The sequence below is a fragment of the Wukongibacter baidiensis genome (genome assembly GCF_050888315.1).
Taxonomy (GTDB): domain Bacteria; phylum Bacillota; class Clostridia; order Peptostreptococcales; family Caminicellaceae; genus Wukongibacter; species Wukongibacter baidiensis.
The window spans coordinates 191756-216379 of record NZ_CP138202.1; the positions used below are offsets into that span (position 1 = coordinate 191756).

General features: G+C 32.9%; 25 protein-coding genes. 24 read left to right on the plus strand and 1 reads right to left on the minus strand.

Annotated features, from left to right (window positions below):
• Positions 1–25: 25 nt before the first annotated feature.
• Complete coding sequence (locus tag R9X47_RS00905; protein WP_432664798.1) at positions 26–196, plus strand: hypothetical protein; 171 nt, start codon at positions 26–28, stop codon at positions 194–196.
• 121 nt (positions 197–317) lie between these two features.
• On the opposite strand, the gene R9X47_RS00910 is transcribed toward R9X47_RS00905, so the two are convergent.
• Positions 318–473 (minus strand): hypothetical protein, encoded by a 156-nt coding sequence (locus tag R9X47_RS00910; protein WP_432664799.1) that lies wholly within the window; start codon positions 471–473, stop codon positions 318–320.
• 838 nt (positions 474–1311) lie between these two features.
• Between R9X47_RS00910 and steA the strand changes: the two genes are divergently transcribed.
• The 23 genes from steA (at position 1312) to R9X47_RS01025 (ending at position 24585) form a co-directional block, all read left to right on the plus strand.
• The gene (gene steA, locus R9X47_RS00915; RefSeq protein WP_432664800.1) at positions 1312–2430 is read left to right on the plus strand and encodes a putative cytokinetic ring protein SteA; all 1119 of its coding nucleotides are present in this window, start codon (positions 1312–1314) and stop codon (positions 2428–2430) included.
• A gap of 10 nt (positions 2431–2440) precedes the next feature.
• Positions 2441–3328 (plus strand): copper transporter, encoded by an 888-nt coding sequence (locus R9X47_RS00920; RefSeq protein ID WP_432664801.1) that lies wholly within the window; start codon positions 2441–2443, stop codon positions 3326–3328.
• A gap of 20 nt (positions 3329–3348) precedes the next feature.
• Positions 3349–4026 (plus strand): glycosyltransferase family 2 protein, encoded by a 678-nt coding sequence (locus tag R9X47_RS00925; protein WP_432664802.1) that lies wholly within the window; start codon positions 3349–3351, stop codon positions 4024–4026.
• Entirely contained in the window at positions 4026–4838 is an 813-nt protein-coding gene (locus R9X47_RS00930) for a hypothetical protein (RefSeq protein WP_432664803.1), read from the plus strand. The genes R9X47_RS00925 and R9X47_RS00930 overlap by 1 nt, the downstream gene beginning before the upstream one ends.
• A 9-nt stretch (positions 4839–4847) precedes the next feature.
• Positions 4848–5921, plus strand: a complete 1074-nt coding sequence (locus R9X47_RS00935) for a DUF3866 family protein (protein ID WP_432664804.1) — start codon at positions 4848–4850, stop codon at positions 5919–5921.
• 112 nt (positions 5922–6033) lie between these two features.
• Entirely contained in the window at positions 6034–6576 is a 543-nt protein-coding gene (locus R9X47_RS00940; RefSeq protein ID WP_432664805.1) for an NUDIX hydrolase, read from the plus strand.
• A gap of 119 nt (positions 6577–6695) precedes the next feature.
• Positions 6696–7328, plus strand: coding sequence for a stage II sporulation protein M (gene spoIIM / locus R9X47_RS00945; protein ID WP_432664806.1), 633 nt, complete (start codon positions 6696–6698; stop codon positions 7326–7328).
• Positions 7329–7486: 158 nt separating this feature from the next.
• The gene (gene xerD, locus R9X47_RS00950) at positions 7487–8371 is read left to right on the plus strand and encodes a site-specific tyrosine recombinase XerD (protein ID WP_432664807.1); all 885 of its coding nucleotides are present in this window, start codon (positions 7487–7489) and stop codon (positions 8369–8371) included.
• A gap of 343 nt (positions 8372–8714) precedes the next feature.
• Positions 8715–9887 carry a phosphopentomutase gene (locus R9X47_RS00955; protein ID WP_432664808.1) on the plus strand — a complete coding sequence of 391 codons (1173 nt, stop codon included), beginning with the start codon at positions 8715–8717 and terminating at the stop codon, positions 9885–9887.
• Between the two features lie 11 nt (positions 9888–9898).
• Positions 9899–10720 carry a purine-nucleoside phosphorylase gene (locus R9X47_RS00960; RefSeq protein WP_432664809.1) on the plus strand — a complete coding sequence of 274 codons (822 nt, stop codon included), beginning with the start codon at positions 9899–9901 and terminating at the stop codon, positions 10718–10720.
• Between the two features lie 15 nt (positions 10721–10735).
• Complete coding sequence (locus tag R9X47_RS00965) at positions 10736–11563, plus strand: purine-nucleoside phosphorylase (RefSeq protein WP_432664810.1); 828 nt, start codon at positions 10736–10738, stop codon at positions 11561–11563.
• Positions 11564–11715: 152 nt separating this feature from the next.
• Positions 11716–12882, plus strand: coding sequence for a D-alanyl-D-alanine carboxypeptidase family protein (locus tag R9X47_RS00970; protein WP_432664811.1), 1167 nt, complete (start codon positions 11716–11718; stop codon positions 12880–12882).
• Between the two features lie 220 nt (positions 12883–13102).
• A complete protein-coding gene (locus R9X47_RS00975; protein WP_432664812.1) occupies positions 13103–13849 on the plus strand; it encodes a segregation and condensation protein A in 747 nt (248 codons plus the stop codon).
• Positions 13850–13868: 19 nt separating this feature from the next.
• Positions 13869–14420: an SMC-Scp complex subunit ScpB gene (gene scpB / locus R9X47_RS00980; protein WP_432664813.1), complete on the plus strand. Its 552-nt coding sequence runs from the start codon at positions 13869–13871 to the stop codon at positions 14418–14420.
• 105 nt (positions 14421–14525) lie between these two features.
• Positions 14526–15899 carry a sigma-54 interaction domain-containing protein gene (locus R9X47_RS00985; RefSeq protein ID WP_432664814.1) on the plus strand — a complete coding sequence of 458 codons (1374 nt, stop codon included), beginning with the start codon at positions 14526–14528 and terminating at the stop codon, positions 15897–15899.
• Between the two features lie 328 nt (positions 15900–16227).
• Positions 16228–17349 carry a mandelate racemase/muconate lactonizing enzyme family protein gene (locus tag R9X47_RS00990; protein ID WP_432664815.1) on the plus strand — a complete coding sequence of 374 codons (1122 nt, stop codon included), beginning with the start codon at positions 16228–16230 and terminating at the stop codon, positions 17347–17349.
• A gap of 55 nt (positions 17350–17404) precedes the next feature.
• Positions 17405–18976, plus strand: a complete 1572-nt coding sequence (locus R9X47_RS00995; protein ID WP_432664816.1) for a BCCT family transporter — start codon at positions 17405–17407, stop codon at positions 18974–18976.
• A gap of 135 nt (positions 18977–19111) precedes the next feature.
• Complete coding sequence (locus R9X47_RS01000) at positions 19112–19453, plus strand: UxaA family hydrolase (protein WP_432664817.1); 342 nt, start codon at positions 19112–19114, stop codon at positions 19451–19453.
• A gap of 2 nt (positions 19454–19455) precedes the next feature.
• Positions 19456–20631 (plus strand): UxaA family hydrolase, encoded by a 1176-nt coding sequence (locus R9X47_RS01005; protein WP_432664818.1) that lies wholly within the window; start codon positions 19456–19458, stop codon positions 20629–20631.
• Positions 20632–20868: 237 nt separating this feature from the next.
• Complete coding sequence (locus R9X47_RS01010; protein WP_432664819.1) at positions 20869–21849, plus strand: ArsR/SmtB family transcription factor; 981 nt, start codon at positions 20869–20871, stop codon at positions 21847–21849.
• 204 nt (positions 21850–22053) lie between these two features.
• A complete protein-coding gene (locus tag R9X47_RS01015; RefSeq protein WP_432664820.1) occupies positions 22054–23028 on the plus strand; it encodes an ABC transporter ATP-binding protein in 975 nt (324 codons plus the stop codon).
• Between the two features lie 61 nt (positions 23029–23089).
• Positions 23090–23806, plus strand: coding sequence for an ABC transporter permease (locus tag R9X47_RS01020; RefSeq protein WP_432667567.1), 717 nt, complete (start codon positions 23090–23092; stop codon positions 23804–23806).
• Complete coding sequence (locus R9X47_RS01025; RefSeq protein ID WP_432664821.1) at positions 23806–24585, plus strand: ABC transporter permease; 780 nt, start codon at positions 23806–23808, stop codon at positions 24583–24585. Before R9X47_RS01020 ends, R9X47_RS01025 begins: the two co-directional genes overlap by 1 nt.
• Positions 24586–24624: the final 39 nt, after the last annotated feature.

Genomic DNA, 24624 nt, shown 5'->3' on the forward strand with positions numbered 1-24624 from the left:
TAATTATAGATGGGGGGAGTAAATAATGAGCAAAGAAACGAAAATAATCCTGGATGAACTGAATTTCTCAATAGGTAGAATAAATGAAAAAGAGAAAGATGGAAAAACAATAAAGGAAAATCAATATTGGTATAGAAAAGGATTAGAAACAGCTAGGGATATTGTCTTAAAGGTGGAAAAGTTAAATAAGAAATAGAAGTTAAAGATTTCAAAGTTCAAGTTTAAGAATAAACTTCAGTATGAAAAAAACTCCCTGCTGAGAAAGGGAGTTTTAGGCTAAAGATAAAGTTCCGAAAATTATGTTTTAATCAATTCTATTAGTTAATTTCTATAACCTTTTTGCAATTATTACATTTCGTACAGTTCTCACAAGAATAATAAAAAATATGTGTATTATCCATCCAGTATAGAATATCCTTACTATTTACAAGCTTATGCTCTTCACAAACATTAATATTATTTTCCGATAACATTAATAACCCTCCCTAAAAATTTAAAAGTTATAAATATTCTGACTATTTAATATTATTTTATACTATAACCCATGAATTTTTACATTAGAATAAATAATACTATATAAAAATAAGTTATCTCAATAGTTATTTAACAAACAAATAGAGGGCAATAGGGTTCTTGTGAAATCCTAGTGCTCTTTTTCTTTAAGTTCATATGGAATTAAGATTGGAGAGAAATATAATTTCCCAGATTGTTAACGAAGTTGACAAGATTGTAGGCTTTTGAGAAGGCTGAAGTTCGAGGCGTGCTTAAACTAAGAGACCGCGGCGTATATAGACACGCGTAAGGGTTCTTGGTTTAAGCAACAACGAAGAAATTCGGGTTTGTCAATAGCCTGAGAAATATAATTTCCCATTTCCGAGGCAATAGTAAAAATCCTACATTATATTTCAATATTTTTGAGGAAATAGTGGAAATTTGTCAATAAAGAGTATTTAAAAACACTCTAATTCCCATTATATAGAAAAAATGGTATATTCAACGCCTTAAATGCCCATACTTACCTATGAAAAAGAAAATATTTAGAACAAAGTCTTTTATAAAGATTCTAAAGGTATACTTTGTCTGTATAGAGATTCAAGTAGAATTATTAATTTATACACATCAAAACCTCCTAGAAACATCGAGTATTTTGATATGTATAAATCAAGTTCTGCTATATGAGTTCTATACACATAACGGAAATTATATTTATCCATAGCTTTAATATGTTTATAATTTCTTATGTGTTATAAAATACTACCGATTATGGAAATAATATTAAGGAATATTATGGGCTACATATACGGAGGTACTATGGTTATTGAATCTATTGCTAAGAAGGATAGAAAAACTAAAAACTTGGTAAAGCGGTTAGGTTCTGGAGAGATAGCAGTCATAAGACATAAGGATATTGATGAAATTGCTGCATTGTCCTTAGTCGAAAAAAAACCTAAAGCCATTATAAACACAAAACAATCAATAAGTGGAAGGTATCCAAATGGTGGACCAGCCATACTCTCTGAAGCTGGAATAACCATCATAGATATGGATGAAGAGAAGGCTTTTGATTTAATTGAAGATAACAGCAAGATCAAGATTCTTGATGATGAGGTCTATGGGGATAATACATATATTGGTAAGGGAACAATCATTACTAGAGAAATAATTAACAAGAAAACAGAAGAGGCAAAGGATAATTTAGAAATAGTACTTGAGGATTTTATTGAAAATACCTTAGAGTATGCTAAGAATGAAAAAAGCCTTATTTTAGATAAAATTGAGATACCTAGTGTAGATATTGACATTGAAAGCAGACACGTTTTAGTAGTTGTAAGGGGGAAAGACTATAAAAAGGACCTACTTGCAATAAGAACGTATATTGAAGAAGTAAAACCGGTATTAATTGGCGTAGACGGTGGAGGAGATGCTCTTTTAGAATTTGGATATACTCCTCATATTGTTATTGGAGATATGGACAGTGTTTCGGATGAGTGTCTAAAATTGTGCAAAGAAATTATAGTACACGCCTATAGCAATGGCAGGGCGCCAGGGGTTGAAAGGGTAGAGAAACAAGGATTGAAGTATAAAATATTTCCATCGCCTGGAACAAGCGAGGATGTAGCAATGTTATTGGCTTATGAAAAGGGTGCAGATGTAATAGTTGCTGTGGGAACCCATACAAATATGATAGATTTCTTGGAAAAGGGTAGAAAGGGAATGTCTAGCACTTTTTTAGTAAGACTAAAGATTGGATCCAAATTAATTGATGCAAAGGGTGTTAATAAATTATATAAGGAAAGAATTAAACCGATACATTTGTTTAGCGTATTCATGTCTTCCTTAATACCAATAATAATAATTGCTCTGTTTTCACCACTCAGTAAGCATTTAATAAAGTTATTACAAATTAGATTTAAACTATTTATGAATTGAAGGAGATATTATGGTAATCAATACTAAACATTTTATAATAACAATTATTGCTATATTTCTATCCCTAGGTGTAGGAGTTTTTATTGGGGCAATAATTGATGGTCAAAATTTATTTATAGAGCAACAGAAGGTGCTGGTCTCACAGATAGAAGAGGAATTTGATGGTTTTAGACAAAAGAACTATGAGCTAATTGAGGAGTTAAAGGACTACAAGGAACAAAATAATAGAAATAGTGAGGTTATAGATACAATATATAATGAATTGGCTGATGAGAGCTTAGCGGAGTCAAACATTATGATTATAAACATGTTTACAGATGAGGATTATTTAGATCTAAAGGATACCTTAGATAATATAGGTGTAAAGAAGTCACCAGAGGTTAAAGTACCAAAGGATAGTGAAATCAGCATAGATACAATAAGAAGGAACTTTAAAGGTATTTATGAAATAGGTGAATTGAAGAAAGGTGAGATATACCAAGGTAATATTGAAAAAGTCTTCTCTAGATTAGTAATGGAGGATAGATCTTTACTACCCTTCTACCTAAAGCAAATGGATTTTTTGGAGTATAAAGGTGATATAAACTCAACGATTGACTATGTAATTATTATTGATAATGGCTATAAAATCAGAAACAAGTATTATAAAGCCCTCAGAAGGGAATTTATCAACTTAATCAAAGAGAACAATATTCCAGTTATGGGAATTGAAAGGTCTGATATTTCTGTATCAAGTATGCCTTTCTACAAAGAACTAGATATACCGACTGTAGACAATAGTGAGACCAAGGTTGGTCAAATAGCTATGTTGATGATTCTAAAGGGGAAAAAAGGTCATTTTGGAGAGAAGGAAACGGCTGAAGGGCTGCTTCCTAAAGATTTTTTTGTTTTTGAATAAAGACCATAGGAGGTGTAGGATTGCCTATAGAGATTAGTGCATTAGTTCCAGTTTATAATGAGGAAGATAGGATTGAAAAAACCATAGAGACCATCAAAAATTCTAGATATATAAGAGAAGTGATTGTTGTTGATGACGGATCACAGGACAGTACTGCTGTTAAAGCTAGTAACGCCGGTGCAAAGGTTATAAAACTCGATAAAAATATGGGAAAGGGATATGCCCTAAAATATGGTTTGGATAGGATGATTGATGAAAATGAGATAATAATCTTTTTAGATGGAGATTTAGATGCTTCTCATAATGATATAGATAGATTGATTGAACCAGTTATACAAGGGGACTGTGATGTTTCAATAGCAAAGTTTTTACAGTCGAAGAAAAAAGGCGGATTTGGACTTGTGAAGCTATTAGCAAAAAAGGGAATTGAGTTTTATACTAGGCAGAATATAGACTCTGGCCTTTCTGGTCAAAGAGCTTTTAGGACAGAGGTTCTAAGAAACTTTAAAAAAATGCCATCGAGGTATGGTGTAGAAGTAGGTATGACAATAGATATTTTAAAATCAGGTTATAGTATTAAGGAAATTGAAGTAAGCATGGGACATAGAGAGACTGGTAGAGATTTGAATGGATTTATTCATAGGGGGAAACAGTTTTATCAAATACTTTGGACACTAATTTTAAAGGGGTTTAGATAATGGTTGTAAGGTGCATAATATTGATTTTATCATACCTTTTTCATAGATTAACTATACCTTTGGTAGAGAATCTATATACAAGTTCTGGATTTGTGAAACCAAACTATAAGGGAGAGTTTATTCCCTGTAGTATGGGAATAATATTTGTTTTTAATATATTATTGGTATCATTGTTTCTATTTGGGCTAGAAAAACAATCGAACTATTTGCTAATTATGGTTTTTATATTAGGAATACTTGCTATGGGATTTATTGGCCTAATAGATGATTTTATAGGAGATAATGATGTAAAGGGATTCAGAGGTCATATAAAGATGCTGTGTAGTCTTAAACTGACTACAGGAGGGTTAAAGGCAGTTTTTGGAGGGGTTATCGCAATACTAATAAGCACAATTGTCTCAAAGGGTATTAGTGACTTTACAATTAACGTTTTAGTAATTGCTTTGTTTACGAACTTTATAAATCTATTGGATTTAAGACCAGGTCGGGCATTGAAGGGATTTCTTATCGTTAGTGTATCAATAACTCCTTTTGTAAATAATGTTTTTAAAACAATTCTTCTTAGCTTTATTGGAGCTGCATTGGCATATTTGCCTCAAGATATAAAGGGAAAATCAATGTTGGGCGATATTGGAGCAAACTCACTAGGAATAATCTTAGGGATTGTTGCAACGGGTTTATCTATAGAAATCAAAATTGTAGTAGCTATTTTCTTGATTATAGCTAATTTATACTCGGAAAAGCGATCCATTTCAGTCTTAATAAGAGAGAATAGATTATTGAGTTTTTTAGATGAATTGGGAAGGGGTTAAATTTAGATAATGTTAAACTTAAAAACTGGAATAATTGAAGAAATTATTGAGTGTAGAGGGAATGTTGTTGAGCTCTTTGTTAGAATAGGGAATGACTCTGAAAAAGCAATAGCTTATAAGACATTCACCGATGGTTTGGAGAAGGGAAATGAGGTTATTTTAAATACAACGGCAAAGGACTTAAAACTTGGTACAGGGGGATATCATTTTGTGGTGGCTGATCTAAGCAATACTGAAAAAAAGAGCAGTGGCTATGGACACATAATGAAGCTGAGATATACTCCTATGCAGATAAAGGTGAATTCCATGGAAGAACAGTCAAGTAAGTACCATGAAGTTTTCAATAAATTCAAGTCTCTTGAAAAGATGCCCGTACTGGTATGTGGCCTACATAGTATGCTAGCTCCACTGGCCATTATTTTAAAAAGCATAAATAGTAATCTTCGTATCGGGTACATAATGACCGATGGGGCAGCACTACCTATTGATTTTAGCAAGAATGTTCACTTTTTAAAGAAAAGAGGATATATAGACGGCAGTATAACTGTGGGTCACGCATTTGGAGGTGATTTTGAATGTGTGAATATATATAATGGTTTAATTACTGCAAAGGATATATTAAAATGTGATATATGTATAGTTGCCATGGGACCAGGTATAGTAGGAACTGGAACAAAATATGGATTTACTGGCACCGAGCAAGGAAAGATTATCGATGCAGTAAATGATTTGAATGGATCTCCTATTTGTGTACCAAGAATAAGCTTTAATGATAAAAGAGAGAGGCATTTTGGAATCAGTCACCATACTATTACTGTATTGAATCTCATATCAAAAACCAGAGCATACGTTGGAATTCCTGCATTTGATGATGATAAAGAAAGCTGTATAAGAAGGCAAATATCTAGATATGGTATTGATAAAAAACATGACGTGTTATTTATGGGATTTAATGATATAATAGATGTATTGAAAAAATCAGATTTTGTTATGGAAACTATGGGGAGAACTTTAAAAGACGATGAAGCCTTTTTTTTATCCGTCGGAGTAAATGCAAAAATTGCCCATAGTATTATTTTTTGATACGTAGCATAAACTTTAGGTATATACCCCAAAGCAGTAAATATAGTTCAACCCGGATTAGTCATGGAAAATCAGGGTTTAAAAATCAAAACTTGGTAAAAGGGGAGTTATTATGAAAAATGTTGAACAAACTATAAAATCTGACAAGATCTATCAAGGTAAAATAATAAATCTGAGAATTGATACGGTTGAATTGCCTGATCAAAAATATTCTAAAAGAGAAATAGTTGAACACCCAGGAGCTGTAGCTGTAGTTCCTATAACTGATGAAAATGAGATTATTATGGTAAAACAATATAGAAAATCTGTTGAAGAATATCTTTTAGAAGTTCCAGCTGGTAAATTGGAAATAGGGGAAGAACCATTAGAATGTGCAAGTAGAGAACTTTTAGAGGAGACTGGATATAAGAGTGAAGATATAAAATATTTGTTTGAAATTTTCACTTCACCAGGATTTAGCAACGAAGCTATAAGTATATTTCTAGCTAGAAATCTTATTAAGGATAACCCTCAGCCCGATGAGGACGAATATATTGAAATTGAGAAGTATTCAATTGGGGAGTTAACCCAAATGATTGATGAGGGACGAATTAAGGATGCTAAAACGATCACAGCTTTGTTATACATAAAAAACTATCTTGAAAAAGAGAAATAGAAGCATTTAAGTTATATTTAGTTTTTTAAGCTGAAAACAATCTTATCACTTTTTTAGACATATAATCCCCATTGAAAGCATACTATTTAATAGCATGTACAAAAAATGGGGGGATTTTTTTGATTAGAAGAATTAATGATACAATAACTAAGCATTTTCAAGGAAACCTAATGATATATTTCTTTGTGGTATTGTTCTTTATGATTGGTATTTCATCGGGTGCTTTTATGTCTAAAGCCCTTACAGAGACTGAAAACAAGGATCTTGTTGTTTACATGCAAAACTTTTTTAGAATGGTCGATACTGAAGCCATAAATAATTTTTCGATCTTAAAACAATCACTGTTAAACAACTTTCAAACTGGTATAATAATATGGATACTAGGGGTAACAGTTATTGGTATTCCTCTTATTTTATTGCTAATTGCACTGAGAGGTTTTATAATAGGATTTACAGTAGGTTTTTTTGTTAAACAAATGGGATTAAAAGGAATTGCATTTTCTCTTGTTTCAGTCCTACCGCAAAATATCTTAATAGTTCCAGGAACTATTTTTGTTGGAGCTCTAGGTATCGGGTTTTCGTTAATGCTCATAAAGAGCAGATCGAGGAAAAGCGGCCAATACAGCTTACTTAATCAATTCTTTTTATATAGTACTGTCATTGCCATAGTACATGTTTTTATAGCCGTTGGGTGTTTGATAGAAGCATATATATCACCATTTTTTATCAAATATATATCTTCATTTATGTAAAGACGTACATCAATGAAATCTTTTATTAACTTAAGAATATACTTGAGACCTATTATCGTATTTTCAACTTTCAAAAAAATAAAGGATTTTTTAACATGAATGTTGAATAATTATCTAATGTACGGCTGGAGCAAAAGAGAAATAAAGGAGTTATTGAAATGAATAAAATTGTCAAAGATTTTGTTATGTACCTGCAAGATGAGAAAAAACTCTCTAAAAATACTCTAGAATCTTATGGTAGAGATTTAAGACAATTTGGTGATTTTCTTCTTGAGAAGAATAGGCCATCCTATCTAGACGTTAATAAGACAACCATTATAACATATCTGCTTTATCTTCAAAAAAAGGGACGTGCTACTTCCACTATTTCAAGAAACTTGGCTTCTATAAGAGCCTTATATCAATATCTGTTAAATAATGGAATTGTGGAAAATGATCCTACATTAAACTTAGAATCTCCTAAATCAGAAAAGAAATTACCATGTGTTCTAACTTTAAGTGAAGTAGAAAGTTTAATAAATCAACCCGACGGAAACAGTACAATGGGTTCAAGAGATAAAGCAATGCTTGAGTTGTTATATGCAACTGGTATTAGAGTATCAGAACTTGTAAGGCTAGATGTAGATGACTTAAACTTAGATTTGGATTTCATAAAATGTAGAGGAAATAATGATAAAGAAAGAGTTATTCCGATAGGTTCTATGGCTAAGAAGGCTATACTTAAATATTCATCTGAATATAGAGAGAACCTAATTAAAGAAGAAGAGAAGGCCTTATTTGTTAACTACTATGGGAAAAGGTTAACTAGACAGGGGTTTTGGAAAATAATAAAGAGGTATACTAAGGAAGCTAATATAGATAAGAAAATAACTCCTCATACACTCAGACATTCTTTTGCTACACACCTTATTCAAAATGGAGCCGATTTAAAATCTGTTCAAGAAATGCTTGGACATTCAGATATATCTACTACACAAATATACATGCAATTAACTAAGAATAAAATCAAGGATGTTTATAATAAATCTCATCCAAGAGCCTAAAAGGGCTCTTGTTAGATTGTTGACATTTAAAAATATTTAAATTAATATTTAGTGTAGATATCTAAAATCTATTTTAAATATTAACGCTGTTTATCTATAGATGGTTAGAGGTGAATTACGGTGGGTATTATTTAAATAGGACTAAAAATCCTATTTTTATGGACTTGTATGTTACCGGTTACATATGAGAAGAGACGTTAAAATATTAATTCTAAAAGATCTGACTAAATTCTCATTCTTAACCTCAAACTATATCTATACATATAGATTTTATATAGTATAACTTAATTGTTTTACTTGAATCTTTATAAAAGATTATATTGCAAAGAAAAGGAGGAGTAACATGATTAATAGAGTGACTATTTTTGTAATGGATAGTGTTGGAATAGGGGCGCTTCCGGACTCAGAAAAATTTGGAGATGTTGGTGTAAACACATTAGGTAATATTTCAAAGGAAATGGGAGGCATTAGCTTACCCAATTTAGTAAAACTGGGACTTGGAAATATTGACGGAATAGAAGGCATAGAAAGTACAGAAGAACCTATGGGATCCTTTGGAAAATCAAAGGAGATTTCTAATGGAAAGGATACAACCACTGGACACTGGGAAATGGCTGGACTACATATAGAGGAGCCATTTAAGACCTATCCCGATGGTTTTCCTGAGCACATAATGGCTAAGTTTGAAGAGCTTACGGGTAGAAAGGCCTTAGGAAACAAGCCTGCCTCAGGAACAGAAATAATCAAGGAGCTTGGTGAAGAACACATGAAGACTGGAAGTCCTATTGTCTACACTTCTGCAGACAGTGTTTTCCAAATAGCAGCCCATGAGGAAGTAATACCTTTAGATGAACTTTACAAAATGTGTAGTATTGCAAGGAAAATTCTAATGGGAGAAGATCAAGTTGCCAGAGTTATAGCAAGACCCTTCGTAGGTGAAGTAGGAAACTTTACCCGTACACCAAATAGAAGAGATTATTCTCTTGATCCATTTGAAAAGACAATACTAGACTTTACTTCTGAAGCTGGATACGATGTAATGGCAGTAGGGAAGATAGAAGATATCTTTAATGGACAAGGAATAACAAAGGAAGTTCATACTAAGAGCAACATGGATGGAGTAGATAAAACAATAGAGTATCTAAAGACTGATACAAAGGGAATTATATTTACAAACTTAGTTGATTTCGACGCTAAGTTTGGTCATAGAAGAGACCCTAAGGGATATAAAGAGGCCCTAGAAGAGTTAGATGCAAGAATACCTGAGGTTTTAGATAGCATGAAGGATACTGATATGATAATATTTGTAGCTGACCATGGTAATGACCCAACATATAAAGGAACAGATCATACTCGTGAATATATACCTATAGTTGCATATGGAAAAAATGTGAAGGCTGGAGTAAACTTAGGCACTAGAGAAACCTTTGCTGATATCGCAGCAACGATTGCTGATGTATTAGATGTTCAAAAACCAAAGATTGGAACTAGCTTTAAAGATTTGATACTTAAATAGGGGGCTGTATTATGGAAAACATGTTAAATAAAATAGAAGAAACCTACGCTTTCTTAAAAGGCAAAATTGATTTTAAGCCAGAAATAGGTCTGATCTTAGGATCAGGCCTAGGAATATTGGCTGATGAGATCGAAGAGCCGTCATATATTTCTTACGGGGAAATTCCTAATTTTCCTGTATCGACTGTTGAAGGTCATGCAGGTAGGTTTGTAATAGGAACATTAAATGGTAAAAAAGTTATTGCTATGCAAGGTAGATTCCACTATTACGAAGGTTATTCAATGAAGGATGTTACCTTCCCAGTTAGAGTGATGAAAAAGCTAGGAGTGGAGACACTTATTGTTACCAATGCAGCCGGTGGAGTAAATGAAGAATTTAAACCCGGAGATTTGATGATTATTGAAGATCATATTAACTTTGCCTTTGATAATCCTCTAATGGGTAAAAACTACGATGAGTTGGGTCCTAGATTTCCGGATACATCTAGGGCATATGATAGAGAGCTAATAGAAAAGGTTATGAAGATAGCTGAGGAAAGTAATATTGAGTTAAGAAAAGGAGTATATACTCTTATGACGGGTCCTTCTTATGAGACTCCAGCTGAAATCAAAATGATTAGATTCCTAGGAGGAGATGCTGTTGGTATGTCAACGGTACCTGAGGTTACTGTTGCAGCCCATAGTCAGATAAAGGTACTAGGTATTTCATGTATAACTAATATGGCGGCAGGCATACTAGATCAACCATTGTGCCATGAAGAGGTTGTAGAAACAGCAGCTATGGTTAGAGAAAAGTTTATTAATCTAGTGAAGATGGTTGTTAAAAATATATAAAAAGGGGATATACATATGAAGGATATGAGAAAAAAAATTAACGAGGCATCCTCATTTATCAAAGGTAAGATAGCGGTTAATCCGGAAATAGGCTTAATTTTAGGATCTGGACTTGGTAGTCTTGCTAATGAAATAGAGGACAAAACAATAGTTAAGTATGAAGAAATTCCAAACTTCCCTGTTTCAACGGTAGAGGGCCATGAAGGGCAATTAGTTATTGGTACACTTGAAGGCAAGAAAGTTATAGCAATGCAGGGTAGATTTCACTTTTACGAAGGTTATACAATGCAGGAAGTAACATTCCCAGTAAGGGTTATGAAGGAACTAGGGGTTAAAATGTTACTTGTAACAAACGCATGTGGAGGTATGAATCCTGAACTTTATCCAGGAGCCCTTATGTTCATAGAAGATCATATTAACTTCACTGGAGCAAATCCTTTAATAGGTCCTAATGACAAAGAGCTTGGAACTAGATTCCCTGATATGTCTACAGCCTATAACAAAGAACTAATAGAGTTAGGTAAAAAAGTAGGAGATAAACTTGAGATAAAAACAGAAAAAGGTGTGTATCTTGCCATAAGTGGTCCTAACTACATGAGCGCTGCTGAGCTTAGAATGTTAAGACGATTAGGAGCAGATACAGTAGGAATGTCCACTGTTCCTGAGGTAATCGTTGCTAGACATTCTGATTTAAAGATATTAGGTATATCCTGTGTAACTGATATGGCTATTGCAGATGAGCTTGAGCCTTTAGAGCATTCAGCTGTAGTTGAAGTTGCAAATAGAACTAGACCAAAGTTTATTAAGTTGGTTAAAGGTATATTGAAAGAAGTAAATCTATAGATTGGATTAACTAGAAAGACTGTAAATTTTTACGGTCTTTTTTTAATTCTCTTTTAGGAAATAAAAATTTTAGTAATCAGATTTTTTTCTAATGAATAAGCACTTATTTCAATGGAAACCATAAGACTAACAAAACGTTAGGAGGAATGGAGATGAAAAAGAAGTCTCATAAGAAAAAAATCTGTTATTTGATTGCAGTAGCTTTATTATTTATTAGCTCTTTTACTTACTCTAGTGCAAATGAATTTGACGTGAATGCAAAGTCTGCAATTTTGATAGATGCGGGGTCAGGAAAAGTATTATATGAAAATAATAGTCACCAAAAACTGCCTCCTGCCAGTGTAACTAAGATAATGACCATGCTATTAACTATGGAAGCAATCGAAAGAAAACAAATTACCTTGGAAGATAAAGTTACTATAAGTGAGCATGCTTCAAGTATGGGAGGGAGCCAACTTTACCTTGAACCAGGGGAACAAAGATCTGTAGAACAGCTAATAAAGGGAGTAGCAATAGCATCTGCCAATGACGCCTGTGTTGCTTTAGCTGAGCATATTGCTGGGTCTCAAGAACTTTTCGTGAAAAAAATGAACCAAAGGGCATCAGAGCTTGGTATGAAAAATACTCAGTTTATGAATACTAATGGGTTGCCTCAGGAAGGTCATTACACATCTGCATATGATATTTCTCTGATGTCGAGGGAGTTATTAAAGCATCCAAAGATACATGAGTGGTTAACTATATGGATGTCATCGATGAAGGTGGGTAAAAAAGGAAGGGCTACTCTAGAACTAACAAATACAAATAAGCTAATTAGATTTTATCCAGGTGCTAATGGGCTTAAGACAGGCTTTACTCAGGAAGCAAAATTCTGTCTATCAGCATCGGCTAAAAGAAATAACTTTACACTTGTTGCTGTTGTGCTAGGATCTCCTACATCAAAAATTAGATTTGCTGAAGCAAGAAAACTGCTAGATTATGGCTTCTCTACATATAACTCCGTACAAATCTCTAAAAAGGATGAAGTTTTTGACGAAATAAGGGTTGAAAAGGGTAAGTTAGATAAAATTAATATAGTTGCTAAGGAAGAACTAAAGGTATTAGTTAGAAAAGGTGGAGAAGGTGACGTTAAGAAAGAGATAATAATACCTGAATCGGTAAAAGCACCCTTTAAAAAAGGTGATAAAGTTGGAGAAATATTAGTAACTAACTCTAAGGGAGAAAACCTAGGAAAAGTTGATTTAGTTACTGAGAATGAATGCAAAAGAGCATCGATCTTTAATACATTTGGAAAAATATTAAAGAGTATTTCGAAGTAAATATTAGACAGAATATGTAGAGCCTATGATATAATAATCTCAGGCTCTATTACTATGTTACCAGTAAAAAAATGAGACTTTACAATTATTTCAATGACAATTAAAATTAATAAGAGGAGTACATGTCCTAAATATAGAATAGAAACTGTAGATATTCAAGTAATACCGTTGGCTACATATAATTATTTATTTTAAAATTTAACTTATTGAGGGTGTATTTATGGATTACGAAATAAAACTCGAAGCTTTTGAAGGACCATTTGACTTATTATTTCATTTGATAGAAAAAAATGAGATTGACATATACAATATACCGATTTCGGATATAACTGAGCAATATCTGGAGTATATAAAGCAGTTGAAGGACTTAGACATGGAGGTAGCAAGTGAATTTTTAGTAATGGCAGCAACGCTACTTGAGATAAAATCTAAACTGCTCCTTCCAAATCAAGCTGAAGAGCAATTAGAATTTGATGTACAGGGTCTAGATCCAAGAAGAGACTTAGTTTTAAAACTAATAGAATATAAGAAATATAAGAACATAGCAGAATTTCTTAAGGAAAGAGAAGACGAATATGGGAAGTTCTATTTTAAGTCCCAAGAGCATTTAGAGGATTTCATAGAAAAGGATGTTGATGTAAAAGTTGAGTTAGATTTAGAAGAAGAACTCCTAGTAAAAGCAGTTAAAAGGATAATGCAAAAAGCTGAAAAGCTGGACATGAATAGGAAGCACTTTTTCAAAGAACTTAAGAGGGATGTTTATACGGTTGAAGATAAAATATCCCTGTTAAAGGGCAACTTAGAAAAGAAGAAGAATATTCAGTTTATAGATTTGTTTAGTTCACAGTGTTGTAGATTGGAAATAGTAGTTACATTTTTAGCAGTACTTGAGTTACTAAAATTGAAGATTATAAGTATAAAGCAAGACAAAATATTTGATGACATTGTAATATATGCGGCTAGTTAAGGGGGCAAATGTTTAAACTATGGATGATAAAGAGATAAAATCGGCAATAGAATCTATTTTGTTTGTTTGGGGTGAACCTTTAAATATCAAAGAAATATCTAAAGCTTTGGAGATACCCAAGGACAAGGTTAGAAAGTATATAAATGAGTTAAACGATGAACTTGAAGAGCAGCATAGGGGTATAAAGGTAGTTGAAGTGAATAACTCCTTTCAGCTGGCAACGAGACTTGAAAATCATCGATTTATTGAGAAACTTTGTATTACTTCAAAGAGCAGAGGACTTTCAGGACCTACTCTAGAGGTTTTGGCCATTATTGCCTACAAACAACCTATAACAAAGCATGAAATAGAAATAATTAGGGGCGTAAAATGCGACAAGCCTATTAGTACATTAATTGATAGGGAATTAATTCAGATAACAGGAAAGCTAGAAAAAACCGGTAGGCCAAATGTTTATGGTACAACCGATACATTTTTAAAGAGTTTTGGATTCAAAAGTTTAGATGATATACCTCAAATAGATGAATTTGATAAATTTGATTTTTTAAATAATAATGAGAATGAAGAGTAGAAATAATAATATTGATATCTAGATTTGCTCAAAAGTTGTGTAAAATTTCAAATGACAATTCCCTTCGCAAATGATATTCTAAAATGAATAAGTAAGGAGGTTGTTATGGTTTTTAAAAACAATTTGGGATATGATGAATTTGTAAAAATCATCGATGAGCTATATGACGAAGTAATAATTTATGATAATAATTATAAGATTGTCTATGTCAACAAAGCATGTGAAAGACATTATGGTGTTTCTCAAGAAGAAATGATAGGTAATAGTTTTTATGATTTTGCCGATGAATACTGGAGTACTTCTGTACTTCCTTATGTATACAAAACTAAAAAAGCTGTTCAACAAACACAAGAAACAAAGCTTGGTGCCAAAATATTAACTATTGCCATACCCATCTTTGATGATAATCATGAGGTCCAGTACGTTGCCATGAGTGTAAGAGATGATATACCTTACATTAAAACTCAAGGCTTATACCTATTAGAAGATGTTATTCCCCTAAATATAAAAAAATATGACCACAATTTAATTTTCAATAGTGATGAAATGAAAAAAGTATTTGAGCTTGCAAATGAAATTATAGATCTTGAATGCCCTTGCCTTATAACTGGTGAATCGGGAGTAGGTAAGACCTTAATAGGAAAATATATTCATGAAAAAAGCCTTAGGAAAGAAAACTCCTTTGTACACATCAATTGTGCTGCCATTAGCAAAGACCTATTTGAATCTGAATTGTATGGTTATGAAAAAGGAAGCTTTACTGGTGCAAATTCAGCAGGAAAAAAGGGTCTTGCTGCTGAAGCTCATGAAGGAACCTTGTTTTTAGATGAAATTTCAGAAATCCCTTATAAAATGCAAGCTAAACTACTGCAGTTTATTCAGGAAAAAAAGTTTTATCCTGTTGGAAGCATAAAACCTGTAGAAGTTAACGTTCGGATTATTGCGGCAACGAATAAGGATCTTAAAAAGATGGTTGAAATGGGAACCTTTAGAGAAGACCTCTATTATAGATTAAATGTTTTTGAAATAGATATTCCACCACTTCGGGAAAGAAAAGATGATATTTTATTGATATCTGATTTTTACTTGAATAAATATTGTCAAAAATATAATAAGACCTATAGATTTTCTGAAGAGGCAAAAAAGATTTTATTAAACTATTCTTGGAAAGGAAATGTAAGAGAACTTTCCCATGTAATAGAAAGATTGGTCGTAGTAACAAAGGAATTGGTTATAAAACCTTGGCATTTACCAAAGCATTTATATGAACTAACAGGAAAATCAAACCATTCAGAAATTAACTGCTCTATAGAAGAAGGGAAAACCCTAAATGAGCTTATGGATAATTATGAAAAACAAATTATTAAAAAAATATACGGCGAATGTAATTCTACAAGAAAGCTTGCACAAAGATTAGGTATAAGCCAGTCAAAGGCCTCGAAGTTATATAGAAAATATATAAAAAGCGAGTGCATTTAAACTCACTGAGTTCAAATGCACTCGCTCTTTATATTCAGCATTATTTCTTAAACGAGACAATTTTCAAAATTTATTGAATTATTTCTGAGTGCAAATAAACTCACATCTGGTTAATTATAGAGAGTTACAAGTAAATCTTAATTTATACATATCAAAATATTCAATGATTCTGGGGATTTTTTGATATGTATAAATTGCAGTTTTGACTGGAATCCCTATACTTTTGTCTAGACAAGAAATTTGCTTACCTGCATGTTGGCACGATACTTGCTTTATATTTACATGTCGACAGAAAGGGCCCTTAGGAGCAAATAGGAGGAAAACGTTTATGAAAATAACAGATGTAGAAGTAATTTGTTTAAGAGTTCCAGAAATAGGAAAAAGGTGTGTATGGGGAGAAGATGCAGTTATTGTAAAAATTCATACAGACGAAGGAATCGTTGGTATTGGTGAAACAGATTCGTCTCCTTTAGTAGTAAAAAGCATTATAGAAACTCCGAATTCAAATCTTGCTTGTTTTGGATTAAAGGAGGTTCTAATTGGTGAAAATCCTTTAGAAATTGAAAAATTATGGAACAAGATGTATGAGATGTCAAACTACTTGGGAAGAAGAGGAGCAGGCATACATGCAATGAGCGCCATTGACATAGCTCTTTGGGATATTGCCGGTAAATATCATAAAGTTCCTGTATATGAACTTTTAGGTGGGAAACACAGAGATAAAATCAGAGCATATGGTACTTTCATACCTGCTGATACCCCAGAAGAAAATAAAAAAATTGTTAGCGATTTAATAAATAGAGGATTTACAAGCTTAAAGTTTGGCGGCGGTATTTTAGGAGATGATCCTGATACAGACTATGAAATCATAAAAGCTGTTCGAGAAGAAGCAGGCGAAGATTTTGAGCTTCAGATCGACTTAGCTGCAAAATGGAAAACACCAGAACATACCTTATATATGGCAGATCGATTAAAGGATTTGAATCTAAATTGGATTGAAGAACCGATTGGCTCCGATGATTTAATGGGATATAAAAATCTAGGGAGTTCAATCAAACCTATGATTGCAGGAGGAGAAACACTAACAACTACTCATGAGTTTGTACAGTTCCTTGAATTCGGTAAACCTGATTTGGTTCAGCCAGATGTAACTAGATGTGGTGGTATAACAGAATCTATGAGGATCTATGATTTGTCTAAGAAATATGGTGTAAAGCTAGTACCTCACGGCTTTAGCACAGGTATTTTAATAGCTGCAACTGTACATTTCTTGGCAGCATGTGAAACTACTGACTTAATTGAGTATTCGCAAAGCACAAGTCCGCTTTTTAAAGATTTAGTTAAGAATAAAATTGCCTTTAAAGATGGGTATGTAGAAGTTCCTAATGCTCCTGGTTTAGGAATTGAATTGAACGAAGAGGTTATAGAAAAATATAGAGTGTTCGGATAAAATATATGATCGTTTATAAGGGAGAAATTTTTAACAGAAGAGAGGAGAATTATTAATGAACGGTACTTCGGCAAGAAAAGTTAAGTATGATAAATTATTGATAATCTTTAGTATGGCAGTAGTATTGGCTATTGTTGCTTTTATGTACATCCAACCAGATTATTCACAAAGTGTTGCGGGTAAAGTATTTGGTACCTTTACGGATATATTTGGTTCAGGCGTATTGTTATTTGCCTTTTTAGGAGTAGTGCTTCTTGTGGGTGTAGCTTTGAGTAAATTCGGAAGTATTAGATTAGGTATGGAAAAACCAGAGTTTTCAACCTTTAAATGGGTTGCTATGATGATATGCTGTGGACTAGGCTCTGCTACGGTTTATTGGGCATTTATGGAATGGGCGTATTATATAGGCACGCCTGGTATTGGAATAGAACCTGGATCAGCATTTGCCTATGAAATGAGTGTTACTTATAGTATGTTCCATTGGGGTGTAAGTGCATGGGCGCTATATGCTCTTGCGGCTATTCCTGTGTCATACCACTTTTATGTTAGAAAAAATAATGGACTTAGCTTTAGTTCAGTAGTAAGCTCTATGACTGGGATAAAGGCTAACGGACCTTTAGGAAGAATCATTGATATAATCTTTATTTTTACTTGTTTTGGTGGATTAAGTATAACATTAGGTGTTTCAGTTCCTTTGGTTACGCAAGTAGTTTGTAGTGTTATTGGTATTGAACCAACATTTACAATGAACATTATTCTTATAGTTTTAATTTCAATAATTTATTCCTTTAGTTCATACATTGGAATTCAAAAAGGAATGAGTAAAATTGCCGACTGGAACACTAAGCTTGCAATTATATTCTGCATATTAGTACTACTAATTGGTCCAACGTTATTTATTATGAAAAACTTTGTAAACTCTTTTGGTCTAATGATAGAGAACTTTGTTCGTATGAGTTTGTTTACTGATCCTGTGAGTAATTCTGGGTTTCCTGAATCATGGACTATATTCTATTGGCTTTACTGGATTGCTTATGCACCTTTTACTGCATTGTTCATTACTAAAGTATCTAAGGGGCGTACAATTCGTTCAGTTATTATAAACACGCTAGTAAGTGGAAGTTGTGGTTGTTTCTTCTTCTTCGGTATATTAGGAAGCTTTACAATGGAGAGAGAAATTTCAAAGGTTGTACCTGTAGTTGAGATGCTTGGAAAGGGATTAGATAAGGAAGCGATTGTAATGTCTTTACAATCATTACCGGGTGGAAGTCTACTTTTAATTTTATTCTCTATAGTAACAGTATTCTTCCTAGCTACAACTTTAGATGGGGCAGCCTTCACCATGGCATCAACTGCTACTCCTGGACTTAAGAATAATGAAGAACCACATCCAATGCATCGTCTATTCTGGTGTGTAATGCTTGCATTAGTTCCTTTAACAATGATAATGATTGGAGCAAATCTAAACACTATCAAAACTGCAGCTGTTGCTACAGCCGTGCCACTTACTTTTATAATGATTTTAATGCTTTATGGCTGGCTAAAATGGATGTTTGCAGATTACTCTAATAAAAATTCAATTGAGATTATTGAAGAGTTTAAATTACCGGAAGACAAAACTTTATAATATAGAGATTCCTGTCAAAACTTTAATTTATGCAAATCAAAACTCCCCAGAAACATTGGATATTCTGATATGTACAAATTAAGATTTACTTGGAACTCTCTATACTAATCAATAATATATTTAAGAGGTGGGCAAATGGTAAAAAAAATGATTTTAATGGGAGAGAAGGATATTGTAGCCACTGCTCTAGATGATATAAAAAGTGGAGATGTAGCACATGTCATGTCTAGCGACAATCAAGAATTATATACAATAGAAGCTAAAGAAAATATACCCTTCGGAAATAAAATAGCTCTTCGCGACATTAAAAATGGAGAAAAGATTATTAAATACGATGTTCCAGTAGGTGAATGTACTAAGGATATAGAAAAGGGAAGATTAGTTCATGTGCATAATGTAAAGAGTCAAAGAGTTGATATACCTTTAGCTTATAAAAAAGAAATCATTAAGCAGATGAACATAGATGCGGAGGTATAGATATGGAATTTATGGGATATAAAAGACCATGTGGCGCAGTGGGTATCAGGAATAAGGTATTGATTATTTCTGTAGATGAATGCTGCGAAGGAATAGCGCGTCATATAGCTAAGGATTTTGATGATGTTATTTTACTAACGAATTATTACACATGTATGCTTGGTGGTAATGAAGAGACATTCAATCAAATGATTGAAGTAGGCAAAAATCCAAATGTTTCAGCATGTCTAGTTATAGCTATGGGTTGTGGTAGTATTTTACCAGAACAAATTGCTAATCCAATATCTGAGACAGGTAAGAAAGTATTAAGTATAGACTGTATCGAAAGTGGTGGAACGAAAAAAACAATTGAGTTAGGTAAGCAAATGGTAAGTGAGCTTATTGAGTATTCAAATTCATTTGAACGTGAGCCTGTTTCTATTGAAAAACTAATTGTAGGCGTAAAATGTGGTGGCTCAGACACCAGTTCTGGAATCGCATCTAATCCAAGTGTAGGTAACATGGTAGATAAGCTTGTTGATCTTGGAGGAACTGCTATTGGTGGTGAGCTAATGGAACTTTTAGGATGTGAGGAAGTACTCATTAAGCGTGCAAAAAATAAAAATGTAGCAGAAAAAATCGTATCTCTAATCAAAAATGAAGAAGATAGATGGAGTGTAGAAGGTACTGAAATTGAGACAATGAGTATCGGAAATAGTATTGGTGGTCTAACAACCCTTGAAGAAAAATCCATGGGTGCATTGCATAAAATGGGAAGCAAATCAATAATAGATGTATTACAGATTAATAAAGACTTCATTGATAAACCAAAGGAACCAGGCTTCTATTTATCAGAGGCAACTATGTTGTGCGGTGGTTCAGCAATTAACTATGCATCCTATGGAGCTCAGGTGGTTGTCTGGACAACAGGTGCAGCTGGATTTAATAATCCTCTTATACCTGTTATTCGTGTCAGTGGAAATGAAGACCTAATAAATGAAGACATTGATATTGATGCAACTGGAATAATGAAAGGTGTTGAAGGAATCAATTCAGTGGGAGACAAGATAATACAAAAAATCCTTGAAGTTGCTAATGGAGCGCCTACTAATATAGAAGGATATGGTGAAGCCACTATGACCCTTTATCAGAAGGATCAAAGAGTTGAAAAACTTTTAAAAATTGAATGTAAAAGATAGTGCATCCTTATAGGTTGTAAAGCTTATCTAAGTGTAGAGATCAATTTCAAAAATCCTTTTTAGACTGCAAAACCGTTCAAACAGAAATTTTGGACGGTTTTGTGATTTTTGCTACTTTCGGAGAAAAATGTGATACAAATGAGTAACTTCGATACTCTTATTCCTTATTTGCAAATCAAATTTGATGTTTATCGAATCACATAGTATAATAGAATAAATAACTTTGAGGGTGATTTTATGAGTGATTTTTATGAATTAAGGGTGTTAAATAAACCATTATATTTTGTTGAGTTGATAAGTTGTTTAAACGGTATAGTTGAGAATTACAATGAAAACCAAAACATAGGATTCTTGGATGAAAGAGATAAATCTTTTTTAAGAAAGCTATTGGACTCCAGACTTAAGGGAAGAGAGCTTTTTGAATTTGCTCTATATTTGGATGAATTGACCGACGTAAAGGCTATAATTACTAAGATTAGAGAAATAGAAGTTTTAGATTTTATCTATATATTTTTTGGAGGAGAGCTTTCGAAGAAGGAAGTCGAACTCATTTATAATGATTTTGGAAGACTAGATATAGTACTAAGTAAGAATAAGGATTTTGAGAATATAAATAAAAACTTACTAAAGACTTTATTTAAAGAAACGGAAGTCTTTAAAAATGATTTTATCACTATTTTAACTAAGATAGATAAATATATAAGTAATGATGACATTATAGATAATGACTTGTATTTTGAAAAGGTAAATAACATCGCTACTAAACTAAGGGAGAAAACGCCATTAAATGTTGCACAAGAAATAATGGGGAAAAAGTTTAAAAGGGTGTATGATTTTAGTTATTTTTTATTTGTCCCAAGCTTTTATTTTATACATAAGCCAATGAGAATATTTAATGAAAAAACTCAGTTGTTAGTTTATCCGGTGATGGAATTGGATAAAGCTATGGATTCTGCTGAGCTGGCTACGATATTGAAGGTAATCGGTGACAAAACGAGATTAGAAATCATAAAGGTCCTATCTAATAGACCGATATTTGGAAAACAGCTCTCGAAGCAAATTGGGGTTAGCACCTCAACGATATCCCATCATTTGGAGCAACTAAAGTCAATAGGTTTGATCTATGAGGAAAGGGATAAAAACACTAAGTATTTTAGTTTGAATAGAAATACCTATAAGAAAATAGTTGATGTGTTAAATAATTTTATAAATAGTTAAAATTAAGATCTTGCAAGTAAGCAAGATTTTTTTATTGCCTTGCTTTATGAAGAATGTTTTAGCAAAATGAGTGTGTTTGAGCTTAACTTAAGTTAGCTATGTCCTAAATCTAATAAACCTATAAGTAAAAAAATATTGATTTTCTATAACAAAAATGATACGATGTTCATGAAATTAGATAAACGTCGAAGGAGTTGGGTTAATATGAAAGCCATAGAGGTTAAAAACTTAAAAAGGAATTATTGTACAAATATAGGAGTTCTTAAAAGAGAAAAAAAGATAGTAAATGCTCTAAAAGGAATTAGCTTTGATGTGAAGAAGGGTGAGATATTTGGACTCCTAGGGCCTAACGGTGCAGGTAAAACGACTACGATCAAAATTTTAACGACTTTGTTAACACCTACATCGGGAGAAGCAAAAGTTCTTGGGTATAACTGCTTTGGTGATGAAAGAAAGCTTAGAAAGAAGATAAACTTCATTTTTGGAGGCGAAAGAAGCCTTTATTGGAGATTGTCTGCATGGGATAATTTATCATACTTTTGTGATCTATATGGTATAGAGGAGAAAATTAAGAAAGAAAGAATTGAAAATCTTCTAGACTTGGTTGGATTAACTGATAAAGCTCACTTCAAAGTAGAATCATTCTCTAAGGGGATGAAACAGAGACTTCAAATCGCTAGGGGACTAGTTAATGACCCAGAGGTTCTTTTTCTAGATGAGCCAACTATAGGATTAGATCCGTCGGGGGCAAAAACTTTGAGATATATTATTAGACACCTATCGGATTATGGGAAAACAATAGTACTGACTACACACTATATGCATGAGGCTGATGAGCTGTGCGATAGGATAGCAGTTATAAATAATGGAGAAATTATAGCGCTAGATAAACCTGAAAACTTAAAAGAGAATTTAGAGGACTCTGTTATAGAGATTAAAATGTTACATTGTGATAATGAACTAATCTCAGAGATTGGAAGGATAGATAGCGTAACTAGTAATTCTGTAAAAAAGATTGACAATGTACATACATTAAATATTACCTGTAAAGATGCCAGAAAGACTATAGCACTAGTGAATGAAAAGATGTCAGATTACGAAGTCCTTTCTATAGGAATGAGGGAAGCGACATTAGAGGATGTGTATCTTAAAATGATAGAGGGTGATCAAATTGCGTAATACACTTAAAGTCCTATATTCATCGTGTATCCTACAAATGAAACAGTCTTTCTCTAGATCAATGTTTAGATTCTGTATCATAGCCTATCCGATCCTATTTTCATGGACCTTATATTTAATTTATAAAGGTCAGGACACAAGCGAGTTTATTTCATATGTTATGCTGGGGACAGCAGTAACAAGCATGTGGGGGTCAATTAGCTTCTCGTCGGCAGGTGACATAGACAGAGAGAGGTTTATGGGAGCTCTTCAGGTGATTTTTTCATCTCCAGCTAAATTTTCAATTATTATGTTTGGAAAAGTCATAGGAAATACAATTTTAGGTTTTTGCTCAATGGTATTAAGCTTTGCTTTTGTAATGGTATTTTTTAAGGTAAAACTTATAGTTGCAAACCCTTTCTACTTCGCATTAAGCATTGCTTTAGGGATTGTTTCATTTGCATTTATTGCAATGATGCTGTCAGGTCTTCTGGCTATATCACGAAATACTAGGGTATTAATGAACTGCTTAGACTATCCAATATTTATATTCTGCGGGACAGTATTTCCTATAGATGTTCTTCCGATATGGACACGACCAATTTCCTATATATTAAGTCCAACCTATGTTCTGAAGCTAGCTAGGATGTCTATAGTTGGTATTTCAGATTATTACAATTTCTACACTCACTTGATCTCTTTAATAGCCTTAACCCTTGTCTATCTACTTTTATTTATATGGCTTTATAGAGTCATAGATATAAAGGCTAGAGAAGAAGCAACACTGGAGGTGATATAATGAGAAGATTTTTTAGGCAGTCTGTATTATCCTTTAAAGCTCTATTTGGATGGCTTGATCCTAAAATATATTTAATTATAAAGGTCATAGACCCAGGTCTTCAAATGATATTCTATTCACTGTTAGTAAAGTATGTATATGTTTCAGAGGACATAACTCCTTTCATTATTGGAAATGCCTTTTTACTTTGCACAAGGAACTCAGTTTTTGTTATAGGTTCTTTAATGAGAAACGAACGATATCAAGGAACTTTAAAATTAATAGTTGCTTCTCCAGCAAATAAGTTTTTAGCCTTTATATCAAGAGCGCTGTTCAATATTGTAGATGCATCAATAACTGTCGTCATAGGATTAATAATAGGAGTCACTCTTTTTAATGTTGATTTGTCAGGGATAAACTATTTTCAATTTATATTATCAATCTTTATAGCAATGATTGGAGGTATGGGAATCGGTTTAGTATTGGGAAGTATTGCATTAGTAATTAGAGAGATACATATGTTTTTAAATGTGGCGGCAATGTTTTTGTTTATCTTAACAGGGGCTAGTTATCCAATTGAAAGGCTTCCAGGTTTCCTAATAAAGGCTTCAAGGTTACTTCCCATAACTAGGAGCATTGAGGCCTCTAGAATTGTAGCAAGCAAGGGGTCGAATGTTCTTATATATAATTTGTTAGGGCAGGAGGTAGCTCTAAGTTTACTATATGTTGTCGCAGCATATCTTCTTTTTACATACTTTGAAAGGAAGGCAAGAGTAGATGCATCCTTAGATGCGTATTAAAAAAGATAAAACTTGGGATCTGACTCTATCTATATCAAT